Below are 17194 nucleotides of genomic sequence, written 5' to 3'. Positions count from 1 at the left end.
CCCCGGCATCCGCCCCCGCGGATCTGAAAATTCCTTGCGCCAGACACGTTCAAAACTGCCTGGTCAATGAGTTGCGGCTCTGCCATCACCCTCCCGTTGCAGCTCCGAACCCGTGTTTGATAGCTCAATTTCACGCCAAGGTTGCCTGCCTGTCAACAAAAAGTTGTGACTTTTTTCGGGTATTTTGCCCGAAAGCGCAGGCAATTCCTTTAAAACCGCTCGAATTAGCTTAGAATCGGGCAAAGGGCTAAGTCCGGGAAACCCAAATGGTCCATTCAAAACGACACGGCGAGATCCTGCGGCTGCTGCAGGAAGAGGGGACCGTCACCATCGCCAGCCTGGCCGACCGGCTGGGCGTTTCACTCGAGACCGTGCGCCGTGACGTCAAACCGCTCACCGGCGACGGCTCCGTCCTCAAGATGCATGGCGCCATCGGCCTGCCGTCGATGATCGGCGAAGCGCCATTCGAACGGCGCATGCGCGAGAATGCCGATGCCAAGCGGATCATTGCCCGCATGGTGGCCGCCACCATCCGCGACGGTGAATCGATCATGCTCGACACCGGCACGACGACCTCGTTCCTGGCCCGTGAGCTGCTCGGCCACCGACGCCTGACTGTCGTCACCAACTCGTCGGACATCGCCCGCACGCTTGCCACCGTCAACGGCAACAAGGTCTACATGGCCGGCGGCGAATTGCGCAGCGATTCAGGTGCTGCCTTCGGGGCCTCGGCCATCGACTTCGTCAGCCGTTTCTCGGTCAGCCATGCCATCATCTCCACCGGCGCAGTCGATGCGGTGATGGGCGTCATGGACTACGATTTGGAAGAGGCCGAGTTCGCCCGCATGGTGCTGTCGCGCGGCCAGCGTTCGCTCGTCGTCACCGATCACACCAAGTTCGGCCGCCTGGGCCTGGTCCAGGTTTGCGGCCTCGACGGGTTTTCCGAACTCGCCACCGACCGGTTACCGTCGCGCGACATTGCCGCCGCCCTCTCGCAAGCCGGCGCTCGCCTCAGCATCGCCGGCGATGCAGCCGGATTCTAAAATCGGCAAGAGTCCGACCGAACACCAGCAATTGGTGGCCGCATACGGATCTCAAACGCGCGGCTGTGCGTGGTGGTCGCCTGCGGACATGCCTATGCCGGCAGACCGCGAAAAGTCATCCTGAAGCAGGCGCCGCTCGGTCTGCCGTCGAGGATATCGATCCGCCCGCCATGCAATTGCACGATTTCCTGCACCAGGTTGAGGCCAAGCCCGGCGCCATGATCCTGCGGACGCAGCCGGTAGAAGGGCTCGAAGATGCGCTCCCGCTCGCCCGGTGCTGCCGGCGGCGTATCAGGCTGAGCTCGCAGCACCAATCACCAGCCACGGGATAAGCTCTGCCGTCGGCTTTCCTTCCCTTGCGCGCCGGTGTTTAGTCCGGCCATGGCCTTCACCATCCGCCAGTTGCAGTTCTTCATCGCCGTCGCCGAGCAAGGCACGGTGTCGGGTGCCGCGCAGAACCTCTCGATCTCGCAATCCTCGGTCACCGAAGCGATCAAGGAACTCGAAAGCGATCTCGGGGTCGAACTGTTCGAACGCCATCCGCGCGGCCTGAACATCACCCACAAGGGCCATCAGTTCCTGCGCCATGCGACAAAAATCCTTGCCGACGTTTCGGATGCACGCCGCTCGTTCTCCGGCGAACAGGCAGCAGCAGGCGGCCGGCTGCAGCTCGGCGTCACCTCGATGGTCGCGGGCTACGTGCTGTCGGATCTTCTTGCCCGCTACCGCCGCGCCTATCCCGGCGTCGAGGTCTCGGCCATCGAGGACAATGGCGACTATCTCGAACACCTCTTGATCGGCGGCAAGCTCGACATCGCCGTCATGGTCACCTCCAACCTGCGCGACCGCACGGCACTGCAGTCGGAAATCCTCGAGGTCTCGGCCTATCGCCTCTGGCTGCCGCTCGGCCACCCGCTCGCCGGCGCCGACATCATCAGCATTGGCGACATCGCCTTCGAGCCGCTGATCATGCTGACCGTCGACGAGATCGAGGAGAACACCGGCAAGCTGCTGACGGCGATCGGCGCCAAGCCGCATGTCGCCTTTCGTACGCGTTCCGTGGAAGCCGTGCGCAGTCTCGTTGCCACCGGCGCCGGCGTGGCGCTGCTGCCCGACCTCGTCTACCGGCCCTGGTCGCTGGAAGGCGACCGCATCGAATCGCGCGATATTTCCGGCTCCTTGCCGGTGGTCCAGGTCGGCATGGTGTGGCGCCGCGGGTCGGGCCTGCCACAGGCGGCGCGCGATTTCATAGGCCTCGCCCAGTCGCAGCGCACGGTCCGCCGCTAGTGGCCTACTCCAGCCTGACGTCTCCAGTCTCGCGCTTGCGCCTTGTGACGGAAACCGCCTCCGCCTTGAACGACCCGATCGGAGCAGCCTCGAAGCGGCCAGCGCCGGCAAGCCTGACGGCGCGGCGGAACGTCGGACACTCCATCGGCCGGGCGGCCGGACATCGGGCGGCGTGACGCAAAGCCTCTCGGATCGCGGTCAGGCGCTGGATGGTGCGGTCCAGTTCGTCCGCCTTGGCATCCAGGCGCCCTCGATCCATTTTCGGCAGGCCGTCGGGCCTCAGCATCGCGGAAATCTCGTCCAGTGCGAATCCACCGGCGCGTCCAAGCGTGATCAAAGCGAGCCGTTCCAGGACGGCCGGGTCGAACAAGCGGCGCAGGCCGCGACGGCCGATCGAGGCGATGAGGCCCTTCTCCTCATAGTAGCGAAGCGTCGAGGCGGGCACGCCGGTGCGGCGCGACACTTCAGCAATGTCCATATCTTTCATGCTTGACCTCAAGTCGGCTTGAACTCGTAGAGTGCTCGCGACGATCAGTGAGAGCAACAGAAAAGCGAGGTCCGTTATGCCGCAATCCGCGCAGCCAAACACACGGCAAGCAGCGCTCTGGAACGACGCCAGCGGAAAGGCCTGGGTTGAAATGCAACCGATCCTCGACCAGGTAATGGCGCCGTTCGAGCGGCTGGTAGTCGATGCCGGCTATCCCGGGGAAGGGGGCAATGTCCTGGACATCGGCTGCGGCGCCGGCGCCACGACTCTGGCGATGGCGCGCCGCGTGGGCAACGGCGGAAATTGTGTTGGGCTCGACATCTCGCAGCCGCTTGTCGCCTTGGCGACGAAACGCAAGGGGGCAGAAGAGGTAGCAAACGCAAGTTTCGAAGTGGGCGATGCCCAGACGTATGCGTTCGAAGTCGGGAACTTCGACGCTGTTGTCTCGCGTTTTGGTGTCATGTTCTTCGATGATCCCGTGGCTGCGTTCGCCAACATAAGACAGGCCGCAAGCCGCGGTAGCAAACTCGCCTTTGTTGCTTGGCGCAGTCCGGCCGAGAATGATTTCATGACGACCGCCGCGCGAGCGGCTGCGCCTTTCCTGCCGCCCGCACCCGCGCCGGACCCCGATGCGCCGGGGCAGTTTGCCTTTGCCAACGCCGCCAAGGTGAAGCGTATTCTTGAAGCGGGCGGCTGGTCGTCAATCGAAGTCGAACAGGTGGATGTCCCGTGTCAGATCGCCGAAGATGATCTGATAACGTTTGTCACCCGATTAGGGCCGGTCGGCGCCGCGTTACGTGAGGTTGACCGGGCAACGGCCGAAAAAATCACTGCGGTGTTGCCTGCTGCGTTCGCGCCTTTCGTGGAGGATGGTGAGGCTCGCTTCAACGCCGCCTGCTGGCTGGTGACGGCGCTGGCTTGAAGGGGCATCGATCTATCGGAAAAACCGATATCGCCTTTCTGATAAATGAATTTGCGAAACCGGAATTTTCAAAGCACTTTCGGTCCAGGGACCAAAGTCGCCACCAGAGCGACATCAAGTCCAACGCACGAACTGACAGTTTTTCAGTCCGCGCGTGACCCCTAGCGAAGACCGAAACCGGCTTTCGGGGTCAGGCGCCAAAATGGGAGATCGATGATGAATTCATTCCTGAAGTCATGCACTGCTTTGACGGTCGCGCTGACCTTCTCCGGTCAGGCCGTCGCCCAGGTCAAGGAAATTGGCAAGGGCGAAGGTCAGGTCAACATCGTTGCCTGGCCGGGCTACATCGAACGCGGCGAAACCGACAAGGGTTATGACTGGGTGACTTCCTTCGAGAAGGAAACCGGCTGCAAGGTCAACGTCAAGACCGCCAACACCTCCGACGAGATGGTCTCGCTGATGAATGAGGGCGGCTTCGACCTCGTTACTGCTTCGGGCGATGCATCGCTGCGCCTCGTTGCCGGCAAGCGCGTGCAACCGATCAACACCGATCTCATTCCGAGCTGGAAGACTGTCGACGAACGACTGAAGGACGCCCCTTGGTTCACCGTCGGCGGCGTCCACTACGGCGTTCCCTACCAGTGGGGTCCGAACGTCCTGATGTACAACACCGAAGTGTTCAAGGAAGCGCCCAAAAGCTGGAACATAGTCTTCGAGGAAATGAAGCTGCCCGACGGCAAGTCCAACAAAGGCCGCGTCCAGGCCTATGACGGGCCGATCCATATCGCCGACGCCGCCAACTATCTGATGTTCCACAAGCCGGAACTCGGCATCAAGGATCCCTACGAGCTGAACGAGGACCAGTACAAGGCGGCGCTCGAATTGCTGCGCGTCCAGCGCACACTGGTCGGCCGCTACTGGCATGACGCCGCTATCCAGGTCGACGATTTCCAGAACGAAGGCGTCGTTGCTTCCGGCTCGTGGCCGTATCAGGTCAATGCGCTGGTCGCCGCCAAGAAACCGGTCGCGTCGACCGTGCCGGAAGAAGGCGTCACCGGTTGGGCCGACACCACCATGATGGAGGCCGACTCCGCCAATCCGAACTGCGCCTATATGTGGATGGAACATTCCTTGTCGCCGAAAGTGCAGGGCGATGTCTCGGCCTGGTTCGGTTCGCTGCCGGTCGTGCCCGCCGCCTGCAAGGGCAACGAGCTGTTGACCGACGAAGGCTGCAAGACCAACGGCTACGACAATTTCGACAAGATCAAGTTCTGGAAGACGCCGGTGTCGAAATGCGCCACCGAGAACGACCAGTGCGTGCCCTATTACCGCTGGGTGTCGGACTATATCGGCGTCATCGGCGGGCGGTGAGTGCCCTTACCCTCTCCCTTGTGGGGAGGGTCGACGCGCAGCGTCGGGGTGGGGGTCTGCCCTGACATGGCTTGCTTGTGAAATCACCCCCACCCGCGGCTTTGCCGCGACCTCCCCATCGAGGGGGAGGTCAAGCGGCGCGCGAATTTGCCATCCCAGCCAGGGTTCTGCAGGTGAGGATGACAAAACAAAACCGGCAACAGGCTGACAACCCATGACCACCGCCGTTTCCTTCCAGAAAGCCTCGCGCCATTTCGGCAGCGTTCGCGCCGTCGATGCGGTCGATCTCGATATCGCGGCGGGCGAGTTCTTCGCCATGCTCGGGCCGTCCGGTTCCGGCAAGACCACGTGCCTGCGCCTCATCGCCGGCTTCGAGCAGCCGACCTCGGGCTCGATCTCGATCTTCGGCGAACGCGCCGAGGGCGTGCCGCCCTATCGCCGCAACGTCAACACCGTGTTCCAGGATTACGCGCTGTTCCCGCATCTGAGCGTGCTCGACAATGTTGCCTATGGCCTCATGGTCAAGGGCATCGGCAAGGCGGAACGGCACAAGGCGGCTGAAGAGGCGCTGTCGCTGGTGCGGCTACCCGGCTATGGCGCCCGCCGCCCCGGCCAGCTTTCCGGCGGCCAGCGCCAGCGCGTCGCGCTCGCCCGTGCGCTGGTCAACCAGCCCAAGGTGCTGCTGCTCGACGAGCCGCTCGGCGCCCTCGACCTCAAGCTGCGCGAGAACATGCAGGAGGAGCTGAAGTCGCTGCAGAAAGTGCTCGGCATCACCTTCGTCTTCGTCACTCACGACCAGGGCGAGGCGCTGTCGATGGCCGACCGCGTCGCCGTCTTCAATGACGGCAAGATCATGCAGATCGGCACGCCGGAGGATATCTACCAGCGGCCGAAGACCCGCTTTGTCGCCGATTTCGTCGGTTCCTCCAACGTGCTGCCGCCGGATTTCGTCCAGCGCTATTGCGGCCAGCATCGCTGGGGCAGCCTGCGGCCTGAATCCATTCGCGTCGGCCGCACTGCAAGTGGCGAAGGCGTTTCCGCTCGCCTTGTCTCGACCAACTATCTCGGCGCCACGACAAAACTCGCGCTCGATGCCGACGGATTGAAGCTGCATGCGATCGTGCCGGCCGGCAACCCGCTGCCCGTGGAAGGCGAGGCGGTCGTGCTCACCTTCAACCGCGAGCACCTGCACCTGATGGACGAGCCGGTATGAGCCTCGACGCCGCCATCCCGCGCGCCACGGCGCCCGCCATCCTGCCGGGCAGCGGTGGCTTGCGCGGCGCGCTATCGGATCTTTTCTGGCGCAGACCCAAGGTTCTGCTGCTCCTCATGCTGCTGCCGCCGGTTCTGTGGCTCGGCATCGTCTATATAGGCTCGCTGTTCGCGCTGCTGGCGCAGAGCTTTTTCTCCATCGACGAGTTTTCCGGCCTCATCAACCGCCAGTTCACTCTGAAGACGTATGGCGACCTGTTCCAGGCGGCCAATCTCGACATCATCCTGCGCACGGTGACGATGGCGGCGCTGGTCACGCTGGCCTCGGCGATCATCGCCTTTCCGATCGCCTACTACGCGGCGCGCTATGCCCGTGGCCGCTGGAAGGCGCTGTTCTATCTCGGCATCATGCTGCCGCTATGGTCGAGCTATCTGGTCAAGATCTACGCTTGGAAGCTAATTCTCGCCAAGGAAGGCATCCTCACCTGGCTGTTCGGCAAGCTGCATCTGCAATGGCTGATTGACGCCTGGCTGTCGCTGCCGGTCGTCGGCGGCAATTCCCTGTCGGTGTCGTTCACCGGCACCTTCATCGTCTTCGTCTATGTCTGGCTGCCATTCATGATCCTGCCGGTGCAGGCGGCGCTCGAGCGCGTGCCGGGCAATCTGGTCGAGGCTTCGTCGGATTTGGGGGCTTCGCCGGGACAGACCTTTCGCAATGTGCTGTTCCCACTGGCGCTGCCGGGCATCGTCGCCGGATCGATCTTCACCTTCTCGCTGACGCTCGGCGATTACATCATCCCGCAGATCATCGGCACCTCGCGCCTGTTCATCGGCCAGGCGGTCTATTCCCAGCAAGGCACCGCCGGCAACATCCCGCTCGCCGCCGCCTTCACCGTCGTGCCGATCGTCATCATGGGCTTCTACCTCTGGGGCGCCAAGCGCATGGGGGCCTTCGATGCGCTCTGATGGTTCTCAGTCGGCTCCGCTCAGCCTGAAGATCGCGGCCGCCAGCGGGCTGCTGTTCCTGCATCTGCCGATCCTGCTGATCTTCGTCTATGCCTTCACGACGGAGGAGAAGAGTTTTGTCTGGCCGCCGCCCGGTCTGACCACGCAGTGGTTCGCCGTCACCTGGAACAGGCCCGATGTCTGGCAGGCACTGTCGCTGTCGGTCAGGGTTGCCGCGATCTCGACCGCGATCGCGCTGGTCCTCGGCACGCTGTGTTCGGCGGCAGTGTCACGGACCAAGTTCTTCGGCCGCGAAACCATCTCGCTGCTGGTCATCCTGCCGATCGCGCTGCCCGGCATCATCACCGGCATCGCGCTGCGCTCGGCCTTTTCGCTGGCCGACATTCCATTCTCGTTCTGGACGATCGTGCTCGGCCACGCCACCTTCTGCGTCGTCGTCGTCTACAACAATGCCGTCGCCCGTTTCCGCCGCACCTCGGGTTCGATGATCGAGGCGTCGATGGATCTCGGCGCCGACGGTTTCCAGACCTTCCGCCATGTTGTGCTGCCCAACATCGCCACCGCGCTGCTGGCCGGTGGCATGCTGGCCTTCGCTCTGTCCTTCGATGAGGTCATCGTCACCACCTTCACCGCCGGCCAGCAGCAGACACTGCCGATCTGGATGCTGGAAGAGCTGATCCGACCGCGCCAGCGCCCGGTCACCAATGTCGTCGCGATGGTCGTCGTGCTGGTGACGCTGCTGCCGATCCTCGCCGCCTATTACCTGACGCGCGATGGCGACCAGATCGCTGGTTCGGGCAAGTAAATCCACGAATTCGTAAGGGAGAGACGTCCATGGACACCCAGATGCTGATCGGCTCGAAATTCGAGAAGGGCACCGAAACCGAGGAGCCGATCCTCAATCCAAAGACCGGGGCGACCATCCTCAACCTGCCCGAAGCCAGCCCCGCCCAGATCGAGGCGGCGGTCACGGCCGCCGAACAAGCGTTCGTCTCGTGGTCACGAACCACGCCGGCGCAGCGCTCCGGCTATCTCCTGAAGATCGCAGACCGTATCGAGGCCGAGGCACAAGGGTTCGCGACGCTCGAGGCGCTCAACTGCGGCAAGCCGATCAACGCCGTGCTGAATGACGAGATCCCGGCGATCGTCGATTGCTACCGCTTCTTTGCCGGCGCCGTTCGCTCGATGCCAGGCGTGGTCGCCGGCGAATATTTGCCCGGCCATACCTCGATGGTGCGCCGCGACGCCATCGGCATCGTCGCGTCGATCGCACCGTGGAATTATCCGCTCATGATGATGGCCTGGAAGCTGGCGCCGGCGATCGCCGGCGGCAACACCGTGGTCTTCAAGCCGTCGGAGCAGACGCCACTGACGGCACTGAAGCTGGCAAGAATCCTTGCCGAAATCCTGCCGGAAGGCGTCGTCAATGTCGTGCTCGGCCGCGGCGAGAGCGTCGGCAACACGCTGATCAATCACCCCAAGGTCAACATGATCTCGATCACCGGCGATGTCGCCACCGGCAAGAAGGTGCTGCAGGCGGCCGCCAAATCGGTCAAGCGCACGCACCTCGAACTCGGCGGCAAGGCGCCGGTGATCGTCTTCGATGACGCCGACCTCGGCGCGGTGGTCAACGGCCTGCGCGCCTTCGGCTATTACAATGCCGGCCAGGATTGCACCGCCGCCTGCCGAATCTATGCCGGCAAGAAGATCTACGACAAGCTCGTCGCCGATCTTTCCTCGGCCGTCTCGACCATCAAGTACAATCGCCCCGACGACACCGAAAACGAGATCGGCCCGCTGATCTCGCGCCGCCAGCGCGACCGCGTGTCGAGCTTCGTCGAGCGCGCCTCGGAACTGAAACACATCGAGATTACCACCGGCGGCAAGCCGGGTGAGGGGTCGGGCTTCTACTACCAGCCGACCGTCGTTGCCGGCGCGCTGCAGGAAGATGAGATCGTTCGCCGAGAAGTGTTCGGCCCGGTCGTGTCGGTCACTCGTTTTTCCGAGGTCGACGAGGCGGTGAACTGGGCCAATGACAGTGACTATGGCCTGGCGTCATCGGTATGGACCAAGGATGTCTCGCGCGCCATGGCGACGGCTGCCCGCCTGCAATATGGCTGCACCTGGATCAACACCCACTTCATGCTGACCAACGAGATGCCGCATGGCGGGTTGAAGCAATCCGGCTACGGCAAGGACATGTCGCTCTATGCGCTGGAAGACTACACCGCCGTGCGTCATGTGATGGTGGCTCACGGCTAGCGCGCTGAAGGAAGCCATCAACAACGGAGGAAAGAACCATGCATCGCCGCAAATTTCTGACATCCGCAGCTGTCGCCGCCGCGCTCTTTGTCGCGGCGCCGTCCTTTGCCGCCGACACCGCGCAATCGGTGGTCGAAGCCTATGTCGCCGCCTGGAACGCCCATGACGCGGCCAAGGCGGCCGGCTACTTCGCCGACGACGTCACCTACTACGACGCTTCTGTCGGCAAACCGGTCAAGGGCAAGGAAGCCGCCAAGACCGGCGTCATCGACAATTTCCTGAAAGCAGTCCCCGACGCGGTGTGGACGATGAAGGGCGCGCCTGTCGTAGAGGGCGACCGCGTCTCGTTCGAATGGGAATTTGCCGGCACCAATACCGGCGCCTGGGCCGACGGCACTGCCGCCACAGGCAAGAAGTTCTCCTTCACCGGGGCCTCGATGTTCTCGATCAAGGACGGCAAGATCGCCACCCAGAGCGACTATTACGATGCGCTCGGCTTCTACAAGCAGCTTGGCTTGATGTAGTCGCCGCCTGCCCTTCTCCCTGTTGCCGGGGAGAAGGGCGTCGGCCACTACTCCACGATGCGATAGATATTCCACAGGCTGGTGCCCGACACGACATAGGGCTCCAACTCCTTGCCCCATTTGGCGTGGGCGTCGATCTTGCCGATCTTGGCGAAGAACGCCTCCAACTGGGCCAGGCTTTCGACCTTGTGGTGGGATTCGATCGTCGCCTCCCGCGCGCCGATCGATCCGGTCATGATCTGGAATTCCAGGTCGGCGAGGCCGACCTGCGAGCCGATCTCGCGTTCCCATTTCTTCATCAGTTCGAGCACGGTCTGCTTGTGCCCGAACTTGGCGTCGATCTGCCATCTGGCGCTGAACATGGACGCCTCACTCGTCCCAGGCCTGCACGACAGTCTGCCTTGCGATCCGCCCGTTCTTCATCTCCAGCATGGCTGCCGCGAACACTTTCGTGCCGTCCGGATAGGTGCAGGCCTGGGTGAAGGCGAGGCTGTCGCCATCGGCGATCGTGGTATCGACCTTGTGGGTCATCGCCCGGCTGCAGATGTCGTCCCAGAACGTGCTGATCGCCGCGCGCCCGCGGATTTCGCGCGGCTTGCTCGGCGGATTGTTGCGGTCGATTACCCGCACCAGCGCATCGTCCGAATAGAAGCTCGACAGCATCTTTCCATCACGGCCTTCGATCGCCTTCTTGATCGCCGCGCCGTCTACGCTCTGTGTCTTGGTCAGCATTTTCTTGTCCTCCATATGCCCGTCTTCGCGATCGGGCGGTCGATGATCATGATGCTGCCGGGCGCTTATCGCCGGGCAGGGATTTCCTCACTGCGACTTGGCTTTGACGGCCGCGAACACGGCGTCGGTCTGCTTCTTGAAGGTCGCGAGATCGACCTGGCTGCCGTTGAGCATCGTCGACCAGTGGCGCACGATCGCGGCCATCGCTACCGCCTCCTTGATCTCCTCGTCGCTGGCGCCGTTGAGCTTGGCCGCCTCCGTATGGAAATAGATGCAGTATTGGCATGGGATCTGCGCGGCGACGGCGAGCCCCAACAGTTCCTTGGTCTTGCCGTCGAGTGCGGTCTTCGGATTGAGCTGCACGCCCTTGATCTCGGCCCAGGCGCCGGCCACGGCCACATCCGGCAAGGTCTTGAACATGTCCGGCACCGAGCCGAGCGTCGCCTGGATGTCCTTGTAGGCGGCTGTCGCAGACGCATCCTCGGCCTTTGCGGGAGCTATAGCGAACAACGCTCCAACACCTGCCGCAATCACCAGCGATCCGAGTGTCCGGTTTGACTTCAGCATTTGATCCTCCCTTGGCAGGCCTTTCCCGGCGCCATCCGCCTGGCCCGCATGGAGAGAATTGATAGCGCCTGCAGGCCACGCGCCGCTTCGCCCGAAAGCGCCATGGCTCCTATGGCCCGTCCGGGCCAGTGTGCCTGGCGGAAAATGCCGCTGCCGCGGCCCGCGACGGCAGGTCCAGCTTGAGCAGTATATTGGCGACGTGGCGCTTGACCGTGTGCTCGCTCAGCCCGAGCTCGGCGGCAATCGCGGCATTGCTCTTGCCATCGGCAATCAGGCTCACAACTTCGCTCTCGCGCGCCGTCAGCGAAGCCGGCTCCGTCGACCTGGCCTTGGGGCGGCAGGCCGGTTCCAGATGCTGTTCGGACATCGCCAGCACGAGCGCCAGCGGCTCGTCCAGTTCATCGATGCTGATGCGACCGGCATCGGCGAAATGGAGCCCTGAGCCGGCCGCCAGCTCCGCGACCAGCCGCGATGCCAGGATGTCGCCGCGCCCGGCATGAGCAGCGAGTTGCATCGTCACGCGACCTGTCAGCCCTTCCGGCGATCCGCGCAACTCGACCTCGCCGACATGCGCCCCCTGCGCGCTCGCTACGCCGATGTCCTGCGCTGCGTCGCGCAATGCCGCTGCGCATCGCAAGGCACGCCCCGGTCCGTCGAAACGTGAAATCATCACTTCGCCATGCGTTTCCATGCAGCGCCCGCCATGGCGTCCGACAAGGGTTCGCCATGTTTCCTGGAAGCGCTGGCTGCGTTCGCTCCACATGCGGTCGCCGAGCCGCGCCGTGTCATGGATGCGTGTCACCAAAAGCGCCGCCAGCACGCGCTCCGCTTCCGCCACGGCGCGCTGGCCGGTCAGGAATTCCTCGATCAGGTCAGCCACCCGATCGACATCGCCGGTCCAGATCGGATGGTCGCGCCCGGGGATTTCCGCCAGCCGCGCATTCGGGATGGTCTTGGCCAGGAAGCGGCTGGCGTCAGGATCGACCCGCACATCGTTGCGGCGATGGATCAGCAGCGTTGGCGCGCGGATTGCCGCCAGCGCGCCGCGCACGTCGATCCCGGCGTTCATGCGCGCCAGTGCGCCCGCTGCGGTCGGGCTTGCCGACAACCGCTCGAAGCGCGCCCACCATTGGGTGAAATGTGGGTCGTCGACCCGGCCCGGCGCGAAGCTGGGCAAGGTGGCACCCGTGCCCCATGACGTTTCAGCCGTCTCGATGAAGGCCTCGAGGCGTTCCGGCGGCATCACCCATTTGTGGAAATGTGCATAGCCGCCATAGAGCGCCAGCGCCCGCGTCCTCTCCGGATAGGTGGCGGCGAACAGCATCGCCATTGGCGCGCCTTCCGAGGCGCCAAGCAATGCGGCCCGGCCGCTACCGGTCGCGTCCATCACGGCACGCACATCGTCCATGCGCGTTTCGAGGCTGGGCAGGTGGTGCGCGTCGACGCGGTCGGACAGTCCCGTGCCGCGCTTGTCGAACAGGATCAGCCGCGAGAATGCCGAAAGCCGCTTCAGCAGCCGGCTGTAGCCTTCGTCTTCCCAGTGCAGGTCGAGATTGGAAATGAAGCCGGGCACGAAGACGAGATCGAACGATCCCTGCCCGACCACCTGATAGGCGATCCGCACATCGCCGCTACGGGCATATCGGGTCTCGATCGGCCTCACGAGGTTCCGCCCCGGCCTGACGATTTCTGGTCGTCAAACCATAGCAGAACAGCCTGATCGCGGCAGTTCAAACTTTAGCGATGGAAAATATAGGCGCGGTGCCTCGGCGCTATTTTTGCGAAGCGGCGACGTCGGCCGGGGAGGCCTCGAGGCCGAGTCGGAGGTCGGCCTCAGCCGGCGTGATCGGTCGCCTGATCTTGGCCGAGGCGGCGACCACCAACTCGTTGAAGTTCTCGGTGCCGCCGTCCAGCAAATCGAACAACTGCCGTCGCATCCTCGGCTCCCAGAACTTGTTGATATGCTCGGCGACGCCGGCAATGCCTTCCTCGCGCGGCTTGGAATGGAAAAAATCGGCGATCTGGTTTGCCATGCGCACCAGCTTCTCGCTGGTGCTCATGATGTGTTCTTCGTCATGCGACATGCTTGGCAACTCCGCAAACCACCCGGTCGGGGTGGGTGAAAATATCGAAATCATCGCCGCGAACCAGCGCAACCAGTGTCATCCCGGCGGCCTCCGCTGTGCGGATGGCGAGCGCGGTCGGCGCCGAAACGGCGATGATGATTGCGGCGCCGATAGCCGCCGTCTTCTGCACCATTTCGACCGAAACGCGCGACGTCACCACCACAGCGCCCGTTGAGCCGTCGATGCCGGCTTTCGCCAACGCACCTGCAAGTTTGTCGAGCGCATTGTGGCGGCCGACATCCTCACGCGCCATGACGATGCCCTTGTCCAGCATATAGAAGCCGGCGGCGTGCACGGCTCCGGTCTCCGTGTGCAGCGGCTGCACTTTCGACAAAAGCTTAACCGAGCGGACGATATCGTCGGCATCAAATGTAAGCGTCGACGAACCGACCGCGTCGACCGAACGCATCGCTTCCTCGATCGATTCGATGCCGCACAGGCCACAACCAACCGGACCGGCCAGTCGTCTGCGCCGCGCTTCGAAACGCGTATTGGCGCTGTCCTTCAACCGGATCTGGATATCGATGCCGGCGCCATGATCCTCGACCTCGATGGCTTCGATCTCGTCAGGCTTGGCGATGATGCCTTCGGTCAGCGAGAAGCCAAGCGCGAAATCCTCGAAATCGGCCGGGCTTGCCATCATCACGGCATGGGTGGTGCCAGCAAACGAGAACGCCACCGGCGTCTCTTCCGGCACCATCCGGTTGGCAGCCGTCGTCCCGCTCGCGCGGCGCGCCAGCCGCGAGACCTGCGTCGTGGCTTTGCGGCGCTCGCTCAAGGCTACTCCGCCGCTTGCAGCGAGGCGATGCGCCGGCTCTGCTTGGCCTGTTCGTCATAGTCGCGCTGCCATTCCGACGGGCCGTTGGAGGCGCCGACCTGCACCGCCGTCACCTTGTATTCCGGGCAGTTGGTCGCCCAGTCGGAGAAGTCGGTGGTGATGACGTTGGCCTGCGTGTCCGGATGGTGAAAGGTCGTGTAGACCACGCCGGGCGACACCCGGTCGGTGATCAGCGCGCGCAACGTCGTCTCGCCTGAGCGGCTTGTCAGCCGGACCCAGTCGCCGTCGCGCAGTCCGCGATTCTCCGCATCGTGCGGGTGGATCTCCAGCCGGTCCTCGCTGTGCCACATGATGTTGTCGGTGCGCCTGGTCTGCGCGCCGACATTGTACTGCGACAGGATGCGGCCGGTGGTCAGCAGCAGTGGGAAGCGCGGGCCGGTCCTTTCGTCCGTTGCCACATATTCGGTGCGGATGAACTTGCCCTTGCCGCGCACGAAACCATCGATATGCATGATCGGGGTGCCGAGCGGTGCCTTCTCGTTGCAGGGCCATTGCACGGATCCGACACGGTCGAGCAACTCGAAGGAGACGCCGGCGAAACTCGGCGTCGTCTGGGCGATCTCGTCCATGATCTCGGAGGGATGCTGGTAGTTCCAATCCAGCCCGATCGCGCGGGCAAGCTCCTGCGTCGCTTCCCAATCGGCGTAGCGCGCCTTCGGCTCCAGAACCTTGCGCACCATGTTGATGCGGCGTTCGGCATTGGTGAAGGTGCCGTCCTTCTCGAGGAAGGTCGAGCCCGGCAGGAAGACATGCGCGTAGTTCGCCGTCTCGTTGAGGAAGAGGTCATGCACGACGACACATTCCATGGCAGCCAGACCGGCGGCGACATGCTTGGTGTCGGGATCGGACTGCAGAATGTCTTCGCCCTGGATGTAGATGCCCTTGAAGCTGCCGTCGACGGCGGCGTCCAGCATGTTGGGGATGCGCAGGCCGGGTTCGTCGTCCAGCTTCACGCCCCACAGGCTTTCATAGATGTCGCGCACGGCTTCGCCGGAGATATGACGGTAGCCCGGCAGTTCGTGCGGGAACGAGCCCATGTCGCAGGAGCCCTGCACATTGTTCTGGCCACGCAGCGGGTTCACGCCGACGCCCGGCCGGCCGATATTGCCGGTGGCCATGGCGAGGTTGGCGATCGCCATCACCGTGGTTGAGCCCTGGCTGTGTTCCGTCACCCCGAGGCCGTAATAGATCGCGCCGTTGCCCCCGGTAGCATAGAGACGCGCCGCGCCGCGGATCAACTCCGGGTCGACGCCGGACAGTTTGCCGACGGTTTCAGGGCTGTTTTCCGGCAAGGCGACGAACGATGCCCAATCCTGGAACTCCGCCCAGTCGCAGCGTTCGCGAATGAAGGCCTCGTTGAAAAGACCCTCGGTGACGATCACATGCGCCAGCGCCGTCAGCACCGCCACATTGGTGCCGGGCTTCAGCGGCAGGTGATAATCCGCTTCAACATGTGTCGACTTGACCATCTCGGTGCGACGGGGATCGAGCACGATCAGCTTGGCGCCCTGACGCAGCCGCTTCTTCAGCCGCGAGGCGAACACCGGGTGGGCCGAAACGGGATTGGCACCGATAATGACGGCAACGTCTGTGTAGTCGACGGAGTCGAAATCCTGCGTGCCGGCCGAGGTGCCATAAGTCTGGCCGAGCCCGTAGCCCGTCGGCGAGTGGCAGACGCGCGCGCAGGTGTCGACATTGTTGTTGCGGAAGCCCTGCCGCACCATCTTCTGGACGAGATAGGTTTCCTCGTTGGTGCAGCGCGACGAGGTGATGCCGCCAATCGCGGTGCGGCCGTACTGATACTGGATACGGCGGAATTCCTTGGCCGTGTGGGAAATAGCCTCTTCCCAGGTCACCTCGCGCCAGGGGTCGGTGACCTTTTCGCGGATCATCGGCGACAAGATTCGGTCCTTGTGGGTGGCGTAGCCATAGGCAAAACGGCCCTTGACGCAGGAATGACCGTGGTTCGCCTTGCCCTCCTTGTAGGGCATCATGCGAATGACCTCGTCATCCTTCACTTCGGCCTTGAACGAGCAACCAACGCCGCAATAGGCGCAGGTGGTGACGGCCGAGCGTTCCGGCAGGCCTTTGGCAAGGACTGCCTTTTCGCGCAGCGCATCGGTCGGACAGGCCTGCACGCAGGCGCCGCAGGACACGCATTCCGAATCGATGAACGCCTCGTGCATTCCCGCCGAAACCCTGGATTCGAAACCACGTCCTTCGATGGTAAGTGCGAAGGTGCCCTGCACCTCTTCGCAGGCCCTGACGCAGCGCGAGCAGACGATGCATTGCGTGGGATCATAGGTGAAATAGGGGTTGGATTCGTCGCGTGCGATGTAATCGACCGTCAGCGAGCCATGGCCGGGCGCCACGCCGCTTTCCTGCTTGACGTGGTTGCGGCCCTCGATGCCGTAGCGGTTCTCGGTCAAGCCGATCGACTTCGCCACCATGTCGAACTCGCTGGCTCCGGTTCCGGCCGTCTCGTTCCAGCCGGTCGGATGGTCGGAGACGTAAAGCTCCATGACGCCGCGGCGAATGGCGTCAAGCCGCCCGGACTGCGTATGCACCACCATGCCTTCGCCGACAGGTGTCGTGCAGGACGCTGGCGTGCCGCCGCGCCCTTCGATCTCGACGAGGCAGACACGACATGAACCGAAGGAGTCCAGCATGTCGGTGGCGCAAAGCTTCGGGATCTCGACCCCGCCTTCCATCGCGGCACGCATGATCGAGGTGCCTTCCGGAACGGTGATGCTGCGGCCGTCTACGCTCAGCGTGACCTGCTTCTGCGCCTTCGATTGCGGGGTTCCGTAGTCGATCTCTTCGACGAGTGATGGGAAGTCGGCCTTGATGTTCATCT

Annotated in this window: 17 protein-coding genes and 1 pseudogene; 9 read left to right on the top strand and 9 right to left on the bottom strand. The window is 63.4% G+C overall.

The window, feature by feature from the left end:
• Positions 1-266: 266 nt before the first annotated feature.
• A complete protein-coding gene (locus AC1D2G_RS06760; RefSeq protein WP_477412825.1) occupies positions 267-1043 on the top strand; it encodes a DeoR/GlpR family DNA-binding transcription regulator in 777 nt (258 codons plus the stop codon).
• A gap of 92 nt (positions 1044-1135) precedes the next feature.
• On the opposite strand, the pseudogene AC1D2G_RS06755 reads toward AC1D2G_RS06760, so the two are convergent.
• A pseudogene (locus AC1D2G_RS06755) lies at positions 1136-1312 on the bottom strand (ATP-binding protein); the annotation flags it as partial.
• Positions 1313-1424: 112 nt separating this feature from the next.
• Here AC1D2G_RS06755 and AC1D2G_RS06750 point away from each other — a divergent pair.
• Complete coding sequence (locus AC1D2G_RS06750) at positions 1425-2330, top strand: LysR family transcriptional regulator (RefSeq protein WP_457154613.1); 906 nt, start codon at positions 1425-1427, stop codon at positions 2328-2330.
• Positions 2331-2334: 4 nt separating this feature from the next.
• Here AC1D2G_RS06750 and AC1D2G_RS06745 read toward each other — a convergent pair whose 3' ends face one another.
• On the bottom strand, positions 2335-2817 hold the full coding sequence (locus tag AC1D2G_RS06745) for a helix-turn-helix domain-containing protein (RefSeq protein WP_477412823.1): 483 nt from the start codon (positions 2815-2817) through the stop codon (positions 2335-2337).
• Between the two features lie 31 nt (positions 2818-2848).
• On the opposite strand from AC1D2G_RS06745, the gene AC1D2G_RS06740 reads away from it, so the two are divergent.
• The 7 genes from AC1D2G_RS06740 (at position 2849) to AC1D2G_RS06710 (ending at position 10074) form a co-directional block, all read left to right on the top strand.
• Positions 2849-3739 (top strand): class I SAM-dependent methyltransferase, encoded by an 891-nt coding sequence (locus AC1D2G_RS06740; RefSeq protein ID WP_477412821.1) that lies wholly within the window; start codon positions 2849-2851, stop codon positions 3737-3739.
• A 216-nt stretch (positions 3740-3955) separates the two neighbouring features.
• On the top strand, positions 3956-5110 hold the full coding sequence (locus AC1D2G_RS06735) for an ABC transporter substrate-binding protein (RefSeq protein ID WP_477225264.1): 1155 nt from the start codon (positions 3956-3958) through the stop codon (positions 5108-5110).
• A 214-nt stretch (positions 5111-5324) separates the two neighbouring features.
• Positions 5325-6323, top strand: a complete 999-nt coding sequence (locus tag AC1D2G_RS06730; RefSeq protein ID WP_477412819.1) for an ABC transporter ATP-binding protein — start codon at positions 5325-5327, stop codon at positions 6321-6323.
• Positions 6320-7288: an ABC transporter permease gene (locus AC1D2G_RS06725; RefSeq protein WP_457154419.1), complete on the top strand. Its 969-nt coding sequence runs from the start codon at positions 6320-6322 to the stop codon at positions 7286-7288. Before AC1D2G_RS06730 ends, AC1D2G_RS06725 begins: the two co-directional genes overlap by 4 nt.
• The gene (locus tag AC1D2G_RS06720) at positions 7278-8093 is read left to right on the top strand and encodes an ABC transporter permease (RefSeq protein ID WP_477304924.1); all 816 of its coding nucleotides are present in this window, start codon (positions 7278-7280) and stop codon (positions 8091-8093) included. The genes AC1D2G_RS06725 and AC1D2G_RS06720 overlap by 11 nt, the downstream gene beginning before the upstream one ends.
• 29 nt (positions 8094-8122) lie before the next feature.
• Positions 8123-9550, top strand: coding sequence for a gamma-aminobutyraldehyde dehydrogenase (locus tag AC1D2G_RS06715; RefSeq protein WP_477304925.1), 1428 nt, complete (start codon positions 8123-8125; stop codon positions 9548-9550).
• A gap of 38 nt (positions 9551-9588) precedes the next feature.
• Positions 9589-10074 carry an ester cyclase gene (locus AC1D2G_RS06710; RefSeq protein WP_477304927.1) on the top strand — a complete coding sequence of 162 codons (486 nt, stop codon included), beginning with the start codon at positions 9589-9591 and terminating at the stop codon, positions 10072-10074.
• A 47-nt stretch (positions 10075-10121) separates the two neighbouring features.
• On the opposite strand, the gene AC1D2G_RS06705 is transcribed toward AC1D2G_RS06710, so the two are convergent.
• The 7 genes from AC1D2G_RS06705 to fdhF all read right to left on the bottom strand — a co-directional run bounded on the left by AC1D2G_RS06705 (position 10122) and on the right by fdhF (position 17192).
• Positions 10122-10436 carry a hypothetical protein gene (locus AC1D2G_RS06705; RefSeq protein ID WP_095082641.1) on the bottom strand — a complete coding sequence of 105 codons (315 nt, stop codon included), beginning with the start codon at positions 10434-10436 and terminating at the stop codon, positions 10122-10124.
• A 7-nt stretch (positions 10437-10443) separates the two neighbouring features.
• Positions 10444-10806, bottom strand: a complete 363-nt coding sequence (locus AC1D2G_RS06700; RefSeq protein ID WP_477304929.1) for a nuclear transport factor 2 family protein — start codon at positions 10804-10806, stop codon at positions 10444-10446.
• Between the two features lie 87 nt (positions 10807-10893).
• Positions 10894-11373, bottom strand: a complete 480-nt coding sequence (locus AC1D2G_RS06695) for a carboxymuconolactone decarboxylase family protein (protein WP_184877289.1) — start codon at positions 11371-11373, stop codon at positions 10894-10896.
• 109 nt (positions 11374-11482) lie between these two features.
• Positions 11483-13036 carry an alpha/beta fold hydrolase gene (locus AC1D2G_RS06690; RefSeq protein ID WP_477412817.1) on the bottom strand — a complete coding sequence of 518 codons (1554 nt, stop codon included), beginning with the start codon at positions 13034-13036 and terminating at the stop codon, positions 11483-11485.
• Between the two features lie 109 nt (positions 13037-13145).
• A complete protein-coding gene (locus AC1D2G_RS06685) occupies positions 13146-13457 on the bottom strand; it encodes a formate dehydrogenase subunit delta (protein WP_457151683.1) in 312 nt (103 codons plus the stop codon).
• Positions 13447-14277 carry a formate dehydrogenase accessory sulfurtransferase FdhD gene (gene fdhD / locus AC1D2G_RS06680; RefSeq protein ID WP_477412815.1) on the bottom strand — a complete coding sequence of 277 codons (831 nt, stop codon included), beginning with the start codon at positions 14275-14277 and terminating at the stop codon, positions 13447-13449. The genes AC1D2G_RS06685 and fdhD overlap by 11 nt, the downstream gene beginning before the upstream one ends.
• Before the next feature lie 2 nt (positions 14278-14279).
• The gene (gene fdhF, locus AC1D2G_RS06675) at positions 14280-17192 is read right to left on the bottom strand and encodes a formate dehydrogenase subunit alpha (RefSeq protein WP_477412813.1); all 2913 of its coding nucleotides are present in this window, start codon (positions 17190-17192) and stop codon (positions 14280-14282) included.
• Positions 17193-17194 lie beyond the last annotated feature (2 nt).

The organism is Mesorhizobium sp. P2_C7 (assembly GCF_056404515.1).
The sequence above is the reverse complement of the archived record's forward strand: the minus strand, read 5'-3'. Positions and strand labels throughout refer to the sequence as shown.